This window comes from Streptomyces lateritius, assembly GCF_014649715.1.
GTDB classification, from domain to species: domain Bacteria; phylum Actinomycetota; class Actinomycetes; order Streptomycetales; family Streptomycetaceae; genus Streptomyces; species Streptomyces lateritius.
This window is the reverse complement of the sequence record NZ_BMTO01000015.1, coordinates 64904-82393: the sequence shown is the minus strand read 5'-3', so window position 1 is coordinate 82393 and position 17490 is coordinate 64904. Positions and strand designations below refer to the sequence as shown.

Here is a 17490-nt window from a genome sequence, read left to right as displayed (position 1 = left end):
TCGAGTCCGGTGGTGGGTTCGTCGAGGAAGATGATCTGGGGGTTGCCGACCAGGGTCATGGCGATGTCGAGGCGGCGCTTCATGCCGCCGGAGTAGGTGGAGGCTGGCTTCTTCGCGGCGTCGGCCAGGTCGAAGCGGGTGAGGAGTTCGGTGGCGACCCGCCGTCCCTCGCGCTTGGACAGGTGGTGCAGGTCGGCCATGAGGAGCATGTTCTCCTCGCCGGTGATCAGTCCGTCGACGGCGGAGAACTGCCCGGTGACACCGATCGCGGCCCGCGCCCCCTGCGGGTCGGCGGCCAGGTCGTGGCCGCCGACGCGGATCTCGCCGGAGGCGGGGTCGGGGGAGATGAGGGTGGAGAGGATCTTGACGGCGGTGGTCTTGCCGGCGCCGTTCGGGCCGAGCAGGGAGAAGATCGTTCCTTCGGGGACCGTCAGGTCGACGCCGTCGAGCACGGTCTTGTCGCCGTAGGACTTGCGCAGCCCGTTCGCGGCGATGGCCGGGGTGGTCATGGTGGGTGCTCCTCAGGGGCTGCGGGTCAGATGCTGCGGGCGGTGATGTTGCCGTAGGCGGTCGTGGCGTGGATGTTGAGGCCGGTGTTGGCTCCGTCGGTGTTCTGGAGCGTGTTGTGGATGCGGCCGTAGGTGGTGCCGGCGTCCAGGGAGGCGGAGGTTCCGCGGGCGGCGCCGACGGTGATGTCGCCGTGTTCGGTGCGCAGGGTGACGGTGCCGTGGACGGCCTCGGTGATGTGGAGGTCGCCCTTCTGGGTGCTGAGCTCGGCGGGGCCGCTCAGGCGGCCGACCGTGATGTCGCCGGCGAGGAGGGTGAGGCGGGCGTGTGCGGTCTCGTCGAGCTTGACGGTGCCGTGGGCGCTGTCGTAGGTGACGTCGCCGAGGCGTCCGACGCCGCGGAGTTCGGCGCTGGCCGTCTTCGCCTCGATGTGGGAGCCGGCGGGCAGCTGGACGGTGACCTCGAGGGATCCGGAGGCGCCGAGGATCTGGTTCTTGGTCTGGGGGGTCTCGATCCGCAGGACGCCGTCGCGGAAGGTGACCTCGGTCTGCTGGGCCGTCTTCACGTCGCGGCTCCTGGAGGCGTCGGCGGGGAGGATCTCGACGGTGGTGTCGGTGCGGTCGGCGGCGATGAACCGGATGTGGCCCGCAGGGATGTCCAGGACGGCGGAGACCGGGGCGGGGGTGGCGAACTTCTGCATGATGCTGTTCCTTCTCGTGGGGCGGGCTCTCTGTCGGCCCGCTGTTTCCGACAAGAGAAACGCTACGTTGCATTCGAAGTCTTGGCAACGAACTTGTTGCGCCATATCAGCATTAGCGCAGGTCAGTATAGTGATTTCATTGCAATGGTGTGGAATTTAACGCAACGGCACCTGGTTCATTCGTTGCAATGAAATGAAAGTGAACGCTATAATGGAGTCACCACGCACCAGGTAAGGAGACCGCGATGCCGGGAGGCAGACTCACCCAGCAGGAACGTCAGCAGATCGCGCTGGGACTGGCCGACGGCCTCGCCTACGCGGAGATCGCCAGACGCCTCGACCGTCCGACCTCCACGGTCACGCGCGAGGTGATGCGCAACGGCGGCCCCACCGCCTACCGCGCCGACCTCGCCCACCGCGCCACCGAACACCGCGCCCACCGCCGCAGGCAGACCACGCCCCGGGGGACGGAGGCGCCCCCGCAGGCGCACGGACGCGACCCCGTGGCCGTGCGGGAGTACGAGGAGATGTTCACCACCGTCCTCATGGCCTCGGGCATGCCCAAGATGATGTCCCGGGTGATGGCCTGCCTCACCCTCACCGACACCGGCAGCCTCACCGCGTCCGAACTCGTCCAGCGCCTTCAGGTCAGCCCGGCGTCCGTCTCCAAGGCGGTCTCGTTCCTGGAGAGCCAGGGCTTCGTCCGCCGGGAACGCGACGGACGCCGCCGCGAGCGCTATGTCGTCGACGACGACATCTGGTACCAGTCGATGGTGGCGAGCGCCCGGTCCACCGCCCAGATCGTCGAAGCCGCACGGCAGGGCGTCGGCGTCCTCGGCCCCGGCACCCCGGCCGCCGCCCGCCTCGAGAACGTCGCCCGGTTCCTCGACTTCGTCTCCGAGAGCATCACCCGCGCCGCGGAGCAGGCCCGCGACATCCTCTTCACGAAACCCGCGACGACCCCGGACACCGCCGAGGCGCCCTCGGATCGCGTGTAGCCGGCCGTAGGGGGACGACCGGTCCGGTGATCAGCGGATCGCGTCGTCCGTCGTCCGCTCCGAGGCGTACGCGTCGGGACCCGTGACCGTCCCCCTGGCCACCACGTGGCCGGGGGACGTGCGCGCACGCGAGGTGCGCGTGCTCAGCCGGAGGGACAGGCCGACCGTCGCCAGGGCCACGACGGTCATCGCCGCGCCCGCCCAGGCCGTCGCCGCGAAGCCGAGGCCGGCGTCGATGACCGTGCCGCCGAGCCAGGGGCCGGCGGTGTTGCCGAGGTTGAACGCGGCCGTGGTCGTGGCGCCCGCGAGGGTCGGGGCGGCGCCGGCCACGTTGAACATCCGCGCGTTGAGCGCGGGGGCCGTGTAGAAGGCCGAGACGCCGAGGAGGAAGGAGAGGGCGACCACGGCGACCGGGCTGGAGGCGAAGAGGGTCAGGGCGATCAGGAAGAGTGTCGAGGCGGTGATGCCGCTGAGCAGGACGCCGAAGAGGTGGGCGTCGGCGACCCGGCCGCCGATCGTCGTACCGATCAGGGCGCCGATGCCGAAGAGGCCGAGGATCGCGGAGACCCATCGGGTGTCGATCCCGGCGACGTCGGTGATCACCGGCGCCAGGTAGGAGAAGGCGCAGAAGACGCCGCCCGCCGCGAGAGCGGTGATCACGATCGAGAGCAGCACCTGGCGGTCGCGGTAGATCACCAGCTCGCGCTTGAGGCGGGGCTTCTCGTCGGGCAGGGGGAGGTGAGGGATGCGGGTCACCACGCCGACGAGCGCGATCCCGGAGGCCGCGCCGACCGCCCAGAAGGCGGAGCGCCAGCCGAGGTGCTCGCCGAGGAAGGCGCCCGCCGGGACGCCGAGGACGTTGGCGATGGAGAGGCCGCCGATCATGACGGCGAGCGCGCGGGCGCGGGAACCCGCCGGGACCATGGCGATGGCGACGGCGGCGCCGACGGCCCAGAAGCCGGCGCAGGCGAGCGCGCTCACGACGCGGGAGGCGAAGAGGATGCCGTAGTTCGGTGCGAGCGCTCCGGCGACCTGGCCGAGGCCGAAGACGGTGATCAGGGTGATCAGTGTCGTCTTGCGGGGGAGCCGCAGGCTCGCGACGGCGAGCAGGGGGGCGCCGACGACCATGCCGATGGCGAAGGCGGAGATGAGCAGGCCGGCGCGGGGGATGGAGACGTTCATGTCGTCGGCGATGGGGGGCAGCAGGCCGGACAGCATGAATTCGCTCGTGCCGAGCGCGAAGACGGAGAGGCCGAGGATGTAGACGGCCGGGGGCATGCGGGTGCGGGCAGGCGTGGTGCGTTCGGCTGACGAGGGCGGCATGACATGCGTCAACGGGGAGTTTGTGCCTGACATTCCCCCGGGGCGGGGTGTCTTGGCATGCGGACGGGGTGGTGGAGCCTCACCGGGTGGCGTCCAGACCCGTGGCCCCACCCGTCAGGCGCACAGGGCTGCCAGCTCCCGCTCCAGGTTCTCGCGCGCCCGCGTCTCCCAGTGCCGCGTGCCGTACGGCGTGCGGAAGAGACGGGGGAAGGCGAGCAGCTGGCGCAGGACCGCCGCGCGGCCCTCGCGGAAGGCGTCGTCCGGGACGAAGCCGTACTCCTCGCGGACCGCCGCCGCATACCCCGTGTAGGTGCCCGGGTCGCTCGCGAGGATCGCGAGGTCGGCGTCGCAGAGGATCTCGCCGTTGCGGTCGCCCGGTGCCGGGTCGTGAGTGACCGTCAGGCGAACGAGGCGGGCCACCTCCGCCACCTCGCGCTCGGCGAGGCCCGCCTCCGGCAAGGCCTTTTCGGCCAGGGCCGCCGAGCGCTCCTCGTTCTCGGAGCGGTCCGGGCGGTAGACCGCGTCGTGGAACCAGGCGCCCAGCCGGACCAGTTCCCACTCGCCACCCGGCTCCCGCTCGCCACTCGGCTCCAACTCGCTTTCGGCAAGAGCCAGTTCGTCGATGCGGTCGAGGACCGCCCATAGGTGGTCCACCGTGTGGTACCTGCGCTGCGGCTCGGCCCAGCGCGTGAGCAGGTTCCGGCCGTACGGGGCGGGGTCCGGGCCCTCGCGGCCGGCGCGGGCGGCGAGCAGGGTCGACGTCCAGCGCCGGAGCAGCTCCCGCCCGTGGTCGTGCTCTTCGGTGGCGGTCATGGGGGCCATTCTGCCCGCCCGGCTGCCCGGAGCGCTCCCTTGCGGAGCCGCTCCCATCCCGCCCTCCAGCCTCGCGGACCGCCCCGGCCCGGTGCGGCCGGGCAACCCGTGGAGGGCCGCCCGCCGGCCCGCTTCCACGGTGACGCGGCGACCTCGGTCCGCCTCTCCTCCGGCCGCCCGCCGGTGCGTACCCACTACGAGCTGACGGACGCGACGGAGCAGGAACTTCTCATCCACCGCTGTGGACGGCGGGCGCGGGGAAAATCCGTTGCCGGGGTGGGGTGGCGGGCGTCAGGCTTCCGGGCATGACTTCCCCTTCTCTGCCCCGCCCGGTGGCGGACCTCTTCTCCGCGGACGGGCGCCTGAAGGCGATCCCGCGCAAGGCGCCCCGCCGTGAGCAGCTCCTCGACCACCTGGCCGGGACGCTCTTCGACCCGGCCCGTTCCTACAGCGAGCGCGAGGTCAACGAGGCGCTGTCGACCGTCCACGAGGACTTCCCGGCCCTGCGTCGCCACCTGGTGACCGGCGGCTTCCTCTCCCGTACGAGCGACGGCGCCTCGTACCGCCGACAGCAGCAGCCCGGCTCCACCGGAGGCGCGATCCCGTCCGTCGCGTGACCACCGCGGTGGTGGCCGGCCTGCTGGCCGGCTACGGCATCGCGATCCCGGTCGGCGCGGTCGGCGCGTATCTGGTGGCGCTCACGGCACGCACCGGCTGGCGTACGGGAGCGGGCGCGGCGCTCGGTGTCGCCACGGCGGACGGGCTCTACGCCCTGCTCGCGGTCCTCGGAGGCTCGGCCCTGGTCCCGCTGCTCGCCCCGGTCATGGCCCCGCTGCGCTGGGCGTCGGCGTGTGTCCTGGTGGCCCTGGCGGTCCGCGCCGCGTGGACGGCGCTCCGTGCGTACCGCGCGGGCGGTCTCGCGGCGAGGAGGGACGGCGAGCACCCGATGACCCCGCTGCGGGCGTATCTGACCTTCCTCGGCATCACGGTCCTGAACCCCATGACCGTCATCTACTTCGCGGCGCTGATCCTGGCGACGGGTCCCGAGGGTCCGGCGACACCGCCGGCCCGAACGGCCTTCGTGCTGGCGGCACTTGTCGCCTCCGCCAGCTGGCAGCTCCTCCTGGCCACGGGCGGCGCCCTGCTCGGCAAGGGCCTGACGGGCCCGAAGGGCCGCCTGGTGACGGCCCTGGTGTCGAGCGCACTGATCGCGGGCCTCGCGATTCACCTCGTGAGCTGACCGATCCCTGAAGTCCCTGGCACGATGACGGTATGGATGAGGTGCGTCAGAACGTCGGTTCGGGATCGCCGTTGGAGCCGCAGATCGGTTTCTCGCGCGCGGTGAGGGTGGGGCGACACGTCGCCGTCGCGGGGACGGCGCCCATCGGGGAGGACGGTTCCACCGTCGGGCCCGGTGATGTCCACGCACAGACGGTGCGCTGTCTGGACATCGCCGAGCGGGCGCTGCGGGACGCGGGGGCATCGGTCGAGGACGTGACGCGGACGCGCGTCATGCTGACCGACATCACGCTGTGGAAGGAAGCCGCACGGGCGCACGGCGAACGCTTCGCCGCCGTCCGGCCGGTCACCACGTTCGTCGAGGTCTCCCGCTTCATCGACCCCGACTGGCTGGTGGAGATCGAGGTCGACGCGGTGATCGGGGCTGCGCCGGGATTCTGAGGGCGAGGCCGTCCAGGACGACGTCCAGGCCGTGGGCGGACTTCGCATCGCGGGTCTCGACCGGCCGGGATCCGCCGCGTGGGCGAAGGCGTCCGCCCGGTTGTCGTGGGCGGCCGGCCGGACCGACCCGAGGCCGGTGCCCCCGAGGGCACCGGCCTTGTGGTGAATCGGTTCATCTCATATGTGACGAGATGCCGTTGGGGGCATTCGGGTGGTGTGCGGCGCTCACCGGAACTGCCGCAGGCCGCCCCGCGCTCTTCCTTCCCAGTCGCACCACAACTGAGGAGGCACTCATGAATGGTCTGCAGGCTTTCCCCACCGCCACGGCGTCGCTGACGGAGTTCGACGTCTACCGGTACCCCGGCGTCCTGGTGTCCGGCGACTACGAGCTTCCCGCCCCCGCCCCGGCCAGCCGGCTGCCCATCCCCCTGGAGCCGGCGGACCGCCGCCGGCTGGAGCTGCACGCCGCCCTCACCACGGCCGGCATCGCGCCGCTGCCGGGCGACCTCGCCGCCATCGAGGCACTGTGCGCGCTGGACGACACCACCCACATGGCGCTCCAGCGCTGGATCAGCCGCACCCCGTGAGCCCTGGGCGGCTTCGTGCGACGGTCAGTCGACGTGGGCGATCTGGAAAGCCTCCGCCATCCGGCCCGGCGGCAGGCCCCCCGCCCGCCGTCGCGTGCTCGCTCAGCCACTCCCGTAGCGGCCCCGCCAGGTCGTCGAAGTGGGCCGACCGCGAGGTTCGCGCGAGGGCGGTTGACTCCCCGCACGGAGCTGTACGCAACCGGCCCCGGCGGCCTCCTGTCGGCGGTCCGGGTCAGCGGTCGGCGGCCTGGAAGCCGCGCAGGCGCAGGCTGTTGCCGACGACGAAGACCGAGGAGAAGGCCATGGCGGCCCCCGCGATCATCGGGTTGAGCAGTCCGGCCGCCGCGAGCGGCAGGGCGGCGACGTTGTAGGCGAACGCCCAGAACAGGTTCGAGCGGATCGTGCCGAGCGTCTTGCGCGAGAGCCGGATCGCGTCGGCGGCGGCCCGCAGGTCCCCCCGTACGAGCGTCAGGTCGCCGGCCTCGATGGCGGCGTCCGTGCCGGTGCCCATCGCCAGGCCCAGGTCGGCCTGGGCGAGCGCCGCGGCGTCGTTGACGCCGTCGCCGACCATCGCGACCGAACGTCCCTCGCCCTGCAGGCGCTTGACGACGTCGACCTTGTCCTGGGGCATGACCTCGGCGATGACCTCGTCGATGCCGACCTCGGCGGCGACGGCCTCGGCGACCGCCTTGTTGTCCCCGGTGAGCAGGATCGGGGTCAGGCCGAGTGCGCGCAGCCGCCGGACGGCCTCGGCGCTGGTCTCCTTGACGGCGTCTGCGACCTCCAGGACCGCGCGGGCCCTGCCGTCCCAGGCCACCGCGATGGCGGTCCTGCCGGCCTTCTCGGCCGCGTCCTTGGCGGACTTGAGGCCCGCCGGGAGCTCCATGGCCCACTCTTCGAGCAGCTTCTCCCGGCCGACGAGGACGGCGTGGCCGTCGACGACGCCCTGGACGCCGAGTCCGGGGATGCCGGCGAAGTCCTCGGGGGTGGGGAGCGTACCGACCTCGGCGGCCGCGCCGGTGGCGACGGCCTGGGCGATGGGGTGCTCGGAGGAGTGCTCCAGGGCTCCGGCCAGCCGCAGGACGTCGGTCTCGTCGGTGCCGTCGGCGGTGTGGACCTTGACGAGGGTCATCCGGCCGGTGGTGACGGTGCCGGTCTTGTCGAGGACGATGGTGTCGACCTTGCGGGTGGTCTCCAGGACTTCCGGGCCCTTGATCAGGATGCCGAGCTGGGCGCCGCGGCCGGTGCCGACCATGAGGGCGGTCGGGGTCGCGAGGCCCAGGGCGCAAGGGCAGGCGATGATCAGTACGGCGACGGCGGCGGTGAAGGCGGCCGTGAGGCCGGAGCCGGTGCCCAGCCAGAAACCGAGCGTGCCGAGAGCGAGCGCGATCACGACGGGCACGAAGACCGCGGAGATCTTGTCGGCCAGGCGCTGGGCGGCGGCCTTGCCGTTCTGGGCGTCCTCGACGAGCTTGGCCATGCGGGCGAGCTGGGTGTCCGCGCCGACGCGGGTGGCTTCGACGACCAGGCGGCCGCCGGCGTTGAGCGTGGCGCCGGTGACGCTGTCGCCGGCCGACACCTCGACCGGTACGGACTCACCGGTGAGCATCGAGGCGTCGACTGCGGAGGAGCCCTCGACGACGGTGCCGTCGGTGGCGATCTTCTCGCCCGGACGGACCAGGAAGCGGTCCCCGACGGAGAGTTCGGCGGTGGGGACGGTGACCTCGCGGCCGTTCTTGAGGACGGTCACCTCCTTGGCACCCAGCTGCATCAACGCCTTGAGCGCCGCGCCCGCCTTCCGCTTGGACCGGGCCTCGAAGTAGCGGCCGGCCAGGATGAACGCGGTGACACCGGCCGCCGCCTCCAGGTAGATGTTCCCGGCGCCGTCGGTGCGGGCGATGGTGAACTCGAAGGGGTGCGTCATGCCGGGCGTACCGGCGGTGCCGAAGAACAGCGCCCACAGCGACCACAGGAACGCGGAGACCGTGCCGACGGAGATCAGCGTGTCCATGGTGGCCGCGCCGTGCTTGGCGTTGGTCCAGGCGGCGCGGTGGAAGGGCCAGGCGGCGTAGACGACGACCGGGGCGGCGAGCGTGAGGCTCAGCCACTGCCAGTACTCGATCTGCAGCGCCGGGACCATCGCCATCGCGATGACGGGGACGGCGAGCGCGACGGCGGTGATCAGGCGCTGCTTGAGGGGGCGGAGCTCCTCGTCGGCCTTCTCCTCGTCGGTGGGCTCGTCCGCGTCGCCCGACTCGGCCTTCGGCGGCGTGGGCTCCTGGGCGGTGTAGCCGGTGGCTTCGACGGTGGCGATGAGGTCGGCGACCGAGATGTCGGCGTCCGCGTCGAAGGTGATCTTCGCCTTCTCGGTGGCGTAGTTGACGGTGGCCTCGACCCCGTCCATGCGGTTGAGCTTCTTCTCGATGCGGGCCGCGCACGAGGCGCAGGTCATGCCGCCGATGGCGAGCTCGACCCGGGCGGCGCCGGGGGTCGTCGTGGTCATTTCCTGCGAAACCTCTCTCTGTGGCTCGGTTCACCTCCGGACGTCCCTTCGCGTGCGTCGACGGTCCGCCGTGCTCATCCCCTCGTCCTCGGGGTCTGTGCGCGGTCTCCCTTTCGACGCCCGCGGGCGTCCTTCGGCTCACTCGCCTTGTTCGTGGCGGCCGGCCCTGCTCGTTTCAGCACGGGGGCCGGGGCCCGGGCGTGGTGGCCGGGCCCCGGTCGGCCGGGGTGGCGCTTTCGCGCGCCGGTCAGGCGCGGCCGGTGAGCTCGTATCCGGCGTCGTCGATCGCGGCGGCGATCGAGGCGTCGTCGGGCTCGCCGCCGGTGGTGACGGTCACCAGGCCGCCGGCGACGTCGACGTCCACGGAGATGACGCCGTCCAGCGCGCTGACGGAGGTGGTGACGGCGGTCTGGCAGTGGCCGCAGGTCATGCCGGTCACGGCGTAGACGGTGGTGGTGCTGTCGGCGACGGCGATGGCGGCCGTGGCCTCGCGGGCGCCGGTCGAGCAGCTGCCGTCGGGAGTACAGCAGGAAGACATGGGTTCCTCCTCGGTCGGTGAAGCGGTGGTGTTTCCGGTGGCCCGGATTCCTCGGCGGCCGATACCCGCAGGGGGTATGTGGTCCTGATCCATGTATACCCCCCCCGCCGTATTTTGAGGCAAGCGGTCGCCCGACTTGACTTCATACCCCCTGGGGGTACCGTGAGGTGTATTGAAGGGTTACTCACGTACGGGAGAGCTGCCATGAACACCGGAGTGAAGATCACGGCCTTCGCCGCCGCCCTCGCCGCGACCTTCGGGACCGCGTACGGGGTCGGCAGGACCGTCGGCCCCGTGGAGGAGCCGAAGAGGGCGGTGCACGGTGAGCACGCGGCGTCCTCGGAGCCTGGGGCCGGCGCGGGGCACGGTGACCACCGGGAGGCGGGCCAGGCCTCGCTCCCCGGGGGGCTGCAGGTCTCGGAGGGCGGCTACACGCTGGCCATGGAGACGCCGAGGCCGACCATGGGCAAGAGCGTGCTGAAGTTCTCGATCAAGGACGCGGGCGGCAGGAAGGTCACCGCGTACACGACCGAGCACGGCAAGGAGCTGCACTTCATCGTGGCCTCGCGCGACCTGACGGTCTACCGCCACCTGCACCCCGTGCGGGCGGCGGACGGGACCTGGTCGACGCCGGTCGACCTGCCCGCGGCGGGCGGCTACAAGGCCTTCGCCGACTTCAGGCCGGCGACCCCCGGCGCGAAGGGCGTGACCCTCGGCGTGGACCTGTCCGTACCCGGTGCGTATGCCCCGCAGCCGCTTCCGGCCGCCGCGCCCACCGCCACCGTCGACGGCTATCAGGTCACCCTCGGCGGGACGCTCGACCCGGGCAAGGCCGGTGAGCTGAAGCTCACGGTCGCCAAGGGCGGCAAGCCGGTCACGGATCTGGAGCCCTACCTGGGGGCGTACGGCCACCTCGTCGCCCTGCGCGACGGCGACCTCGCCTACCTCCACGTCCACCCCAACGAGGGCGGGCCCGGCCCGGACGTCTCCTTCACGGCGACGGCGCCGAGCGCGGGGACGTACCGGCTCTTCCTCGACTTCCAGCACGGCGGCACGGTGCGGACCGCGGCGTTCACGGTCCACGCGGGGCCGGGGCACGCGCGGCCGGGGCAGGCTCCCGCCACGACCGGCGGTGACGCGCACGATGCGGGAGACCACTCGCACGGCTAGTGTGGTCATTGGACTAGACCTGTAGCCGTCATTCATGGAGGAATGGGCTCGATGAGCAACCGTGCAGTCCTTGAGGTGATCGCCCTCGACGAGCGGGACGCCGTCGCCGCCCAGGCCGGAGGGGCGGACCGCCTGGAGCTGGTCACCGACATGGCGGCGGACGGCCTCTCCCCGTCCCGGACCGGCTTCACCGCGATCCGCGCCGCCGTGGACATCCCGCTGCGCGTGATGCTCCGACTCGCCGACGGCTTCGCGGCGGGTGATTCCAGGCAGATCGACGCACTCGTGGCGCGCGCCTCGGAGCTCCGGGAGGTTGGCGCTGACGAGTTCGTCCTCGGCTTCCTCACCCCGCACGGCGACCCGGACCTGGTCGCGGTCGAGCGGTTGATCGCCGTCCTGGACGGCTGCCGCTGGACCTTCCACCGCGCCATCGACCGCGCCGCCGACCGCGACGCCCTGCGCAAGCAGCTCGCGGACCTGCCGGGCCTCGACACCTACCTCACCGCGGGTGCGCCGACCGGCGTCGACGACGGCCTCCCCGTCCTCAAGGCCGAGGCCGCCCGCGCGGCTTCGGGCGAGCCGGGCTACGAACCGCAGATCCTGGTCGGCGGCGGCCTGCGCCTGGACCACCTCCCCGAGCTCCGCGCGACCGGACTCACCGCCTTCCACATCGGCGGCGCGGCCCGCCCCCAGGGCTGGACCCGCCCGGTCTCCCCGGAAGCGGTCCGCGCCTGGCGTGACGCCTTGGACGCGTAGCGGTCGAAACCGCCGGGCGTGGTGGTCGGGTCAGCGGCCGCCCGCCACGCGGAGGATCGTGCCGGTCGTGTACGAGGCGTCCGGGGAGAGGAGCCAGGCGACGGCGGCCGCGATTTCGGCGGGGTGGCCCGGACGGCCCAGAGGGGTGACGAGGGCCGCCTTGGCCGGGCGGTCCGGGTCGCCCATCGTCGCGTGCATGTCCGTCTCGATCGTGCCCGGCGCGACGGCGTTGACGCGGATGTCCCGCGGGCCCAACTCCTTGGCGAGGCCCACGGTCAGCGCGTCCGTCGCCGCCTTCGTCGCCGCGTAGTGGACGTACTCGCCGGGGCTGCCCAGCGTCGCCGCGGCGGAGGAGATGTTCACGATCGCGCCGCCGCCCCGTGCGGTCATGTCACGGGCCGCGCGGCGGCAGCACAGCAGGTAGCCGAGGAGGTTGACCTCCAGCACCCGGCGCAGGTTCTCCGTCGTGGCGTCCGTCAGCCGCCCCAGCGGCCCCGTCACGCCCGCGTTGTTGACCAGGCCCGTCACCGCCCCCAGTTCGGCCTCCGCCGTGTCGAAGAGCCGCTCCACGTCCGCCTCGACGGCCGTGTCCGCCCGTACGACGACGCAGCGCGCGCCGGCCTTCCGCACGGCGGCGGCCGTCTCCTCGGCGGCAGCGGAGTCCCTGACGTACCCGAGGACGAGGTCGTGTCCCGCGTCTGCGAGCCGTACGCACGTCGCCGCGCCGATCCCCCGGCTGCCGCCCGTGACGACGGTCACCGGTCGCTTCGCCGTGTGGGTCATCGTGTCCACCCTTCTCGTGGTCGCGCCGCCCCCACCGTAATTCGCCGGCCGCCCGATCCGCCTCGCGTTAACCTCCTTGCCATGGCCGCCCCCAAGATGCACCCCGACGAAGTCGACATCGACGAGGACCTCGTACGCCGGCTCGTCGGACGGCAGTTCCCGCAATGGGCGGAGCTCCCGGTCCGCGCGGTCCCCTCCGCGGGCACCGACAACGCCATGTACCGCCTCGGCGACGCGATGGCCGTCCGGCTGCCCCGGCTCCCGTCCGCGGCCCGGCAGGTCGACAAGGAGCAGCGCTGGCTGCCCCACCTCGCCCCGCACCTTCCGCTGCCCGTCCCCGTGCCGCTCGGCAAGGGCGTGCCCGCGGAGGGCTACGACCTGCCCTGGTCGGTGTACGGCTGGCTCGACGGCGAGAACGCCTTCGACACCCCGATCGGGGATCTGGCCCACGCCGCCGTGGAGTTGGGGCGCTTCGGCGCCGCCCTGCGGCGCGTCGACGCGACCGGCGGGCCGCGTTCCTTCCGCGGCGGGCACGTCACCGAGTGGGGCGGGGAGTACATGGCGGGCGCCATCCGTGACCTCGGCGCGGACGGCACGCTGGACGCCGCCGCGGTGACCGAGGCATGGGAGTCCGTCCTGCGGCTCCCGCAGTGGGAGCGCGACCCCGTCTGGGTCCACGGCGACCTGCTGCCCGGCAACCTGCTCGCCCGCGACGGCCGGCTGAGCGCGGTCATCGACTTCGGCGGCCTCGGTACGGGCGACCCGGCCTGCGACATGATGGCCGCCTGGACCCTGTTCACCGCCGAGACGCGACCGCTGTTCCGGGAGGCCGCCGAGGTCGACGACGCGACCTGGGCGCGGGGGCGGGGCTGGGCGCTGTGCTGGGGGGTGGTCACGGAGCACTACTACCGGGTCGCGAACCCCGTCCTGGCGGCCGTCGCCCGCCGTGCCTTCTCCGAAGCGCTGCCCGATTACGAAGCCGGGGCGTGAGACCGGGGCATGAGACCTGGGGGTGTCCCTCCCGGCAGCAGCGTGCCGCTGACCGGCGCCGTCGACCACGCCGCCGGCCGGCTCGACCACAACGCCCTCCTCGGTGACGACACGGTCTCCCAGGGCTTCCGCGCCTTCCCGCGAAGCTGATCGGCTATGTCAACTGCTCCGGCAGTGGCGAGGAGTGAATGACCGTCAGTCCCGACACCGCACGGGTCAGCGCCACGTACAGCCGCCGCAGGCCCGTGCGTTCGTCCGGCTCGCCGTCGACGACGGCCGCCGGATCGTCCAGGACCACGTAGTCGTACTCCAGGCCCTTCGCGAGCGAGGCCGGCACCAGCGTCAGGCGCGAGGTGGCCGTCGTCTCCTCGCCGGGGGAGAGGTACGCCAGACCGGCGGCGGTCAGTGCCTCCGCCAGCGGCGCGATCCGCGCGTCGGCGGCGATCAGGCCGATCGAGCCCTCATGGCCGAGGGACTCGACGCAGGCCGCGACGACCGCCGCGTCCAGCTCCTCCGGCGCGAAGTGCCGGATCTCCAGCGAGCCCGGGTTCTCACGGACCGACTCGACGGCCGCGAGCCCCGGCGACATGTGCGGCAGCAGACGGGAGGCGTACGCGATGACCTCGCGGGGCACACGGAAGCCCGCCGTCAGCTCCTCCACGACGGCGTCCGGCTTCCCCAGGTGCCCGAGCGCCTGCGCCCAGCTTTCCGTCGCCCACGGTGTGGTGCCCTGCGCCAGGTCGCCGAGGATCGTCGCCGAGCCGGTCGTGCAGCGGCGGCCGACCGCGCGGTACTGCATCGGGGACAGGTCCTGGGCCTCGTCGAGGACCACGTGGCCGAGGGAGTGCGTGCGCTCCACCAGGTCCTGCGCCTCGTCGATCAGGACGGCGTCCGCCGCCGACCACTTCGCCGACTTCACCGACCGGGCGGGCTTCGCCCAGAGCAGCAGCTTCTGCTCGTCCTCGGTCAGCACACCGGCCGCGTGCTCCGCCAGGAACTCGGCGTCGCTCAGCAGCCGCAGTACCAGCTTCGCCGGGTCCACCGGCGGCCAGACCGCCTTGACGACCGCCTTCACCGCCGTGTTGCGGGCCACCGCGTCCTGCACCCGGTCGTCCGGGGCCTCGCCCGCCTGCTCCATCCGTACCAGGACCGCGTGCGCGATGCGCTGCGGCAACGCGTCGCGGGCGGCCCCGTAGCGGATGTCCCGGTCCAGCAACTCGGCGACGATCTCCTCCAGTTCGTACGCCGGTACGCGCCACCGGCGCGAGCCGCGCACCACCATCAGCGGCTCCGTGGGGAGCGTGACGTGCGAGCGGACCGCCCGCCGCAGCACCTCCGCCATCCGCGCGTCGCCCTTGACGACGGCCGTCGCCGCCTCGTCCGTCCCGCGCACCTCGACGTGTGCGACCAGGTCGTCGACGGTCGCCTGCCGCACCTCCAGCTCGCCGAGCGCCGGGAGGACCTGCTCGATGTAGTGGAGGAAGGACCGGTTCGGCCCGATGACGAGGGTGCCGGTGCGGGCCAGCCGCTCCCGGTGCGCGTAGAGGAGGTACGCGACACGGTGCAGGCCCACGGCCGTCTTTCCGGTCCCCGGGCCTCCCTGCACGCAGACGGTTCCGGCGAGCCCCGACCGTACGATCTCGTCCTGCTCGGGCTGGATGGTCGCGACGATGTCCCGCATCGGCCCCACGCGGGGGCGTTCGATCTCCGCCTGGAGCAGCTTGCTGGTCCGTTCCAGCTCGGCCGGGTCGGAGAGGTGCTCGTCCTCGTACGCGGTGAGTTCACCGCCCGTGTAGCCGAAGCGGCGCCGCAGCCCCACGTCCTGCGGGTCCTTCCGGGACGCGCGGTAGAAGGGCTGGGAGACGGGCGCGCGCCAGTCGATCACCATCGGGTCGCCGTCGGCGTCGTGGACGTGCCGGCGGCCGATGTAGAAGCGCTGCCCCTCCTGCGTGGTGTGCAGGTAGTCGAGCCGGCCGAAGAAGAGCGGGGTGTGGGAGAGGTCGGCGAGCGCCTTGATCCGCTCCTCGATCTGCGCGCCGAGGACGACCGCGTTGACCCAGTTCGCGGTGACGTCCTTGATGTCGAGTGCCTCGACGTCCTCGCGCATCGCGCGCAGGGCGGCGCGGGAGTGGGCGAGATGGGCGCGCTCGCGCGCGAGCGGGTCGTCCGAAGCGGACATGGCGGTGCCTCCGAGTACGCGGACATGACTGGGCGGCCGCCGGTTTCCGACCGGACGACGGCTCTCCACGAAAGGGAGGCGGGGAAGTCGGAGAGTGTAGCTTTCGCGCGCGCGGCGGGCGAACGGCTTTTTCCGCCCTCCGCGCGCCCCGCGTCCCCGGCCGGTACGCGCAGGCGGCGGGGGCCGAGAGCCCCCGCCCCGCCTGTCTCAGTCGTCCGTCAGCAGCTGGTCCGCGTCCATGATCCGGTACGCGTAGCCCTGCTCCGCCAGAAACCGCTGTCGGTGCGCGGCGAAGTCCTGGTCGATCGTGTCGCGCGCGACCACCGAGTAGAAGTGCGCCTGGTGCCCGTCGGCCTTCGGCCGCAGCACGCGGCCCAGGCGCTGGGCCTCCTCCTGGCGCGAGCCGAAGGTGCCCGACACCTGGATGGCGACCGTCGCCTCCGGCAGGTCGATGGAGAAGTTCGCGACCTTCGAGACGACCAGCACGCTGATCTCGCCGTTGCGGAACGCGTCGAAGAGCTTCTCGCGCTGCGCGTTCGACGTCTCGCCCTTGATGACCGGCGCGTCCAGGTGTTCCCCCAGCTCGTCGAGCTGGTCGATGTACTGGCCGATGACGAGGATCTGCTGCCCGGCGAACTTCCGTACCAGCGCCTCCGTCACCTTCCGCTTCGTCGCGGTCGTCGCGCAGAAGCGGTACTTCTCCTCCGTCTCCGCCGTCGCGTACGCGAGCCGCTCGGAGTCGGTCAGATTGACCCGGACCTCGACGCAGTCCGCGGGCGCGATGTAGCCCTGCGCCTCGATCTCCTTCCACGGCGCGTCGAACCGCTTCGGTCCGATCAGCGAGAACACGTCCGACTCCCGCCCGTCCTCCCGGACCAGCGTCGCCGTCAGACCCAGTCGCCGCCGCGCCTGGAGGTCGGCCGTGAACTTGAAGACGGGCGCCGGCAGCAGGTGCACCTCGTCGTAGACGATCAGGCCCCAGTCGCGGGAGTCGAAGAGCTCCAGGTGCGGATAGACGCCCTTCCGCTTCGTCGTCAGGACCTGGTACGTGGCGATGGTGACCGGCCGGATCTCCTTGCGCGTACCGCTGTACTCGCCGATCTCGTCCTCGGTGAGCGAGGTCCGCTTCACCAGCTCGTGCTTCCACTGCCGGGCCGAGACGGTGTTGGTGACCAGGATCAGCGTCGTCGCCTTCGCCTGCGCCATCGCACCGGCCCCGACCAGCGTCTTCCCCGCTCCACAGGGCAGCACGACGACCCCGGAGCCGCCGTGCCAGAAGCCCTCGACGGCCTGCTTCTGGTACGGGCGCAGGGCCCAGCCGTCCTCGGCGAGGTCGATCCGGTGCGCCTCGCCGTCCACGTACCCGGCGAGGTCCTCGGCCGGCCAGCCGAGCTTCAGCAGCGTCTGCTTGATCTGCCCGCGTTCGGAGGGGTGCACGGCGACCGTGTCCGGGTCGATCCGCTCGCCGACCAGCGGCTGCACCTTCCGCGACCGGAGGATCTCCTCCAGGACGGGCCGGTCGGTGGTGGTCAGGACGAGGCCGTGGCTGGGGTGCTTGGAGAGGGTGAGCCTGCCGTAACGGGCCATGGTCTCGGCGACGTCCACGAGCAGCGCGTGCGGGACGGGGTAGCGGGAGAACTCGACCAGCGCGTCGACGACCTGCTCGGCATCGTGACCGGCCGCACGGGCGTTCCACAGGCCGAGCGGCGTCACGCGGTAGGTGTGGATGTGCTCGGGCGCCCGCTCCAGCTCGGCGAAGGGCGCGATGGCACGGCGGCAGGCCTCCGCCAGCTCGTGGTCGACCTCCAGGAGAAGCGTTTTGTCGCTCTGGACGATGAGTGGTCCGTTCACGCCTTCAGGTCCTTCCCGTGCCGTTCCGGTGACGGCCAAACATCCAGTGTCCCGCATCGCGGGTGAGTACGGGGTGACGCGGCGGATGAGTATCCGCACGGTGGGCCTGCGG

Annotated in this window: 18 protein-coding genes; 9 read left to right on the top strand and 9 right to left on the bottom strand. The window is 72.3% G+C overall.

The genetic code is table 11. From position 1 onward, the window contains the following. Together IE136_RS27295 and IE136_RS27290 are read right to left on the bottom strand one after the other, a co-directional pair. On the bottom strand, nt 1-509 hold a 509-nt coding region (locus tag IE136_RS27295; protein ID WP_189601687.1), incomplete at its 3' end, for an ABC transporter ATP-binding protein. 26 nt (nt 510-535) lie between these two features. Beyond that, entirely contained in the window at nt 536-1207 is a 672-nt protein-coding gene (locus tag IE136_RS27290; RefSeq protein ID WP_158988951.1) for a DUF4097 family beta strand repeat-containing protein, read from the bottom strand. 245 nt (nt 1208-1452) lie between these two features. Here IE136_RS27290 and IE136_RS27285 point away from each other — a divergent pair, with 245 nt between their 5' ends. Next, nucleotides 1453-2205, top strand: coding sequence for a GbsR/MarR family transcriptional regulator (locus IE136_RS27285; protein ID WP_158988953.1), 753 nt, complete (start codon nt 1453-1455; stop codon nt 2203-2205). Nucleotides 2206-2235: 30 nt separating this feature from the next. Here IE136_RS27285 and IE136_RS27280 read toward each other — a convergent pair whose 3' ends face one another. Together IE136_RS27280 and IE136_RS27275 are read right to left on the bottom strand one after the other, a co-directional pair. Further along, on the bottom strand, nt 2236-3483 hold the full coding sequence (locus tag IE136_RS27280) for a Cmx/CmrA family chloramphenicol efflux MFS transporter (protein WP_189601741.1): 1248 nt from the start codon (nt 3481-3483) through the stop codon (nt 2236-2238). Between the two features lie 159 nt (nt 3484-3642). Then, a complete protein-coding gene (locus IE136_RS27275; protein ID WP_189601686.1) occupies nt 3643-4341 on the bottom strand; it encodes an HD domain-containing protein in 699 nt (232 codons plus the stop codon). Between the two features lie 305 nt (nt 4342-4646). Between IE136_RS27275 and IE136_RS27270 the strand changes: the two genes are divergently transcribed. From IE136_RS27270 to IE136_RS27255, 4 genes are all read left to right on the top strand, one after another. Continuing rightward, nucleotides 4647-4958: a DUF2087 domain-containing protein gene (locus IE136_RS27270; RefSeq protein WP_158988957.1), complete on the top strand. Its 312-nt coding sequence runs from the start codon at nt 4647-4649 to the stop codon at nt 4956-4958. Further along, nucleotides 4955-5581, top strand: a complete 627-nt coding sequence (locus IE136_RS27265) for a LysE/ArgO family amino acid transporter (RefSeq protein WP_158988959.1) — start codon at nt 4955-4957, stop codon at nt 5579-5581. The genes IE136_RS27270 and IE136_RS27265 overlap by 4 nt, the downstream gene beginning before the upstream one ends. A 32-nt stretch (nt 5582-5613) precedes the next feature. Next, nucleotides 5614-6021 (top strand): RidA family protein, encoded by a 408-nt coding sequence (locus IE136_RS27260; protein WP_158988961.1) that lies wholly within the window; start codon nt 5614-5616, stop codon nt 6019-6021. 293 nt (nt 6022-6314) lie between these two features. Further along, entirely contained in the window at nt 6315-6608 is a 294-nt protein-coding gene (locus tag IE136_RS27255) for a hypothetical protein (RefSeq protein WP_189601685.1), read from the top strand. A 232-nt stretch (nt 6609-6840) separates the two neighbouring features. Here the strand turns inward: IE136_RS27255 and IE136_RS27250 are convergent, their stop codons facing one another. Beyond that, on the bottom strand, nt 6841-9111 hold the full coding sequence (locus tag IE136_RS27250; protein ID WP_189601684.1) for a heavy metal translocating P-type ATPase: 2271 nt from the start codon (nt 9109-9111) through the stop codon (nt 6841-6843). A gap of 247 nt (nt 9112-9358) precedes the next feature. Next, a complete protein-coding gene (locus IE136_RS27245; protein WP_158988965.1) occupies nt 9359-9649 on the bottom strand; it encodes a heavy-metal-associated domain-containing protein in 291 nt (96 codons plus the stop codon). 204 nt (nt 9650-9853) lie between these two features. Here IE136_RS27245 and IE136_RS27240 point away from each other — a divergent pair, with 204 nt between their 5' ends. Both IE136_RS27240 and IE136_RS27235 read left to right on the top strand, forming a co-directional pair. Further along, complete coding sequence (locus IE136_RS27240; RefSeq protein ID WP_158988967.1) at nt 9854-10819, top strand: DUF8832 domain-containing protein; 966 nt, start codon at nt 9854-9856, stop codon at nt 10817-10819. Between the two features lie 51 nt (nt 10820-10870). Continuing rightward, nucleotides 10871-11575 carry a copper homeostasis protein CutC gene (locus IE136_RS27235; RefSeq protein WP_158988969.1) on the top strand — a complete coding sequence of 235 codons (705 nt, stop codon included), beginning with the start codon at nt 10871-10873 and terminating at the stop codon, nt 11573-11575. A 30-nt stretch (nt 11576-11605) separates the two neighbouring features. On the opposite strand, the gene IE136_RS27230 is transcribed toward IE136_RS27235, so the two are convergent. Continuing rightward, nucleotides 11606-12358, bottom strand: a complete 753-nt coding sequence (locus IE136_RS27230) for an SDR family oxidoreductase (protein WP_189601683.1) — start codon at nt 12356-12358, stop codon at nt 11606-11608. A gap of 81 nt (nt 12359-12439) precedes the next feature. On the opposite strand from IE136_RS27230, the gene IE136_RS27225 reads away from it, so the two are divergent. Continuing rightward, nucleotides 12440-13348: an aminoglycoside phosphotransferase family protein gene (locus tag IE136_RS27225; RefSeq protein WP_158988973.1), complete on the top strand. Its 909-nt coding sequence runs from the start codon at nt 12440-12442 to the stop codon at nt 13346-13348. A 9-nt stretch (nt 13349-13357) separates the two neighbouring features. Continuing rightward, nucleotides 13358-13498 carry a hypothetical protein gene (locus IE136_RS27220; RefSeq protein ID WP_158988975.1) on the top strand — a complete coding sequence of 47 codons (141 nt, stop codon included), beginning with the start codon at nt 13358-13360 and terminating at the stop codon, nt 13496-13498. Nucleotides 13499-13502: 4 nt separating this feature from the next. On the opposite strand, the gene IE136_RS27215 is transcribed toward IE136_RS27220, so the two are convergent. Together IE136_RS27215 and IE136_RS27210 are read right to left on the bottom strand one after the other, a co-directional pair. Next, a complete protein-coding gene (locus IE136_RS27215; protein ID WP_189601682.1) occupies nt 13503-15527 on the bottom strand; it encodes a HelD family protein in 2025 nt (674 codons plus the stop codon). 207 nt (nt 15528-15734) lie between these two features. Further along, nucleotides 15735-17378, bottom strand: a complete 1644-nt coding sequence (locus IE136_RS27210; RefSeq protein ID WP_158988979.1) for a DNA repair helicase XPB — start codon at nt 17376-17378, stop codon at nt 15735-15737. Between the last annotated feature and the right edge of the window lie 112 nt (nt 17379-17490).

Excerpts from the sequence above, each read along its gene's own strand:
- IE136_RS27230 (WP_189601683.1), bottom strand. The coding sequence starts at position 12,358 with ATGACCCACACGGCGAAGCGACCGGTGACCGTCGTCACGGGCGGCAGC.
- IE136_RS27215 (WP_189601682.1), bottom strand. The coding sequence starts at position 15,527 with ATGTCCGCTTCGGACGACCCGCTCGCGCGCGAGCGCGCCCATCTCGCC.
- IE136_RS27260 (WP_158988961.1), top strand. The coding sequence starts at position 5,614 with ATGGATGAGGTGCGTCAGAACGTCGGTTCGGGATCGCCGTTGGAGCCG.
- IE136_RS27290 (WP_158988951.1), bottom strand. The coding sequence starts at position 1,207 with ATGCAGAAGTTCGCCACCCCCGCCCCGGTCTCCGCCGTCCTGGACATC.
- IE136_RS27245 (WP_158988965.1), bottom strand. The coding sequence starts at position 9,649 with ATGTCTTCCTGCTGTACTCCCGACGGCAGCTGCTCGACCGGCGCCCGC.
- IE136_RS27240 (WP_158988967.1), top strand. The coding sequence starts at position 9,854 with ATGAACACCGGAGTGAAGATCACGGCCTTCGCCGCCGCCCTCGCCGCG.
- IE136_RS27285 (WP_158988953.1), top strand. The coding sequence starts at position 1,453 with ATGCCGGGAGGCAGACTCACCCAGCAGGAACGTCAGCAGATCGCGCTG.
- IE136_RS27220 (WP_158988975.1), top strand. The coding sequence starts at position 13,358 with ATGAGACCTGGGGGTGTCCCTCCCGGCAGCAGCGTGCCGCTGACCGGC.
- IE136_RS27255 (WP_189601685.1), top strand. The coding sequence starts at position 6,315 with ATGAATGGTCTGCAGGCTTTCCCCACCGCCACGGCGTCGCTGACGGAG.
- IE136_RS27250 (WP_189601684.1), bottom strand. The coding sequence starts at position 9,111 with ATGACCACGACGACCCCCGGCGCCGCCCGGGTCGAGCTCGCCATCGGC.
- IE136_RS27235 (WP_158988969.1), top strand. The coding sequence starts at position 10,871 with ATGAGCAACCGTGCAGTCCTTGAGGTGATCGCCCTCGACGAGCGGGAC.
- IE136_RS27275 (WP_189601686.1), bottom strand. The coding sequence starts at position 4,341 with ATGACCGCCACCGAAGAGCACGACCACGGGCGGGAGCTGCTCCGGCGC.
- IE136_RS27225 (WP_158988973.1), top strand. The coding sequence starts at position 12,440 with ATGGCCGCCCCCAAGATGCACCCCGACGAAGTCGACATCGACGAGGAC.
- IE136_RS27270 (WP_158988957.1), top strand. The coding sequence starts at position 4,647 with ATGACTTCCCCTTCTCTGCCCCGCCCGGTGGCGGACCTCTTCTCCGCG.
- IE136_RS27280 (WP_189601741.1), bottom strand. The coding sequence starts at position 3,483 with ATGCCCCCGGCCGTCTACATCCTCGGCCTCTCCGTCTTCGCGCTCGGC.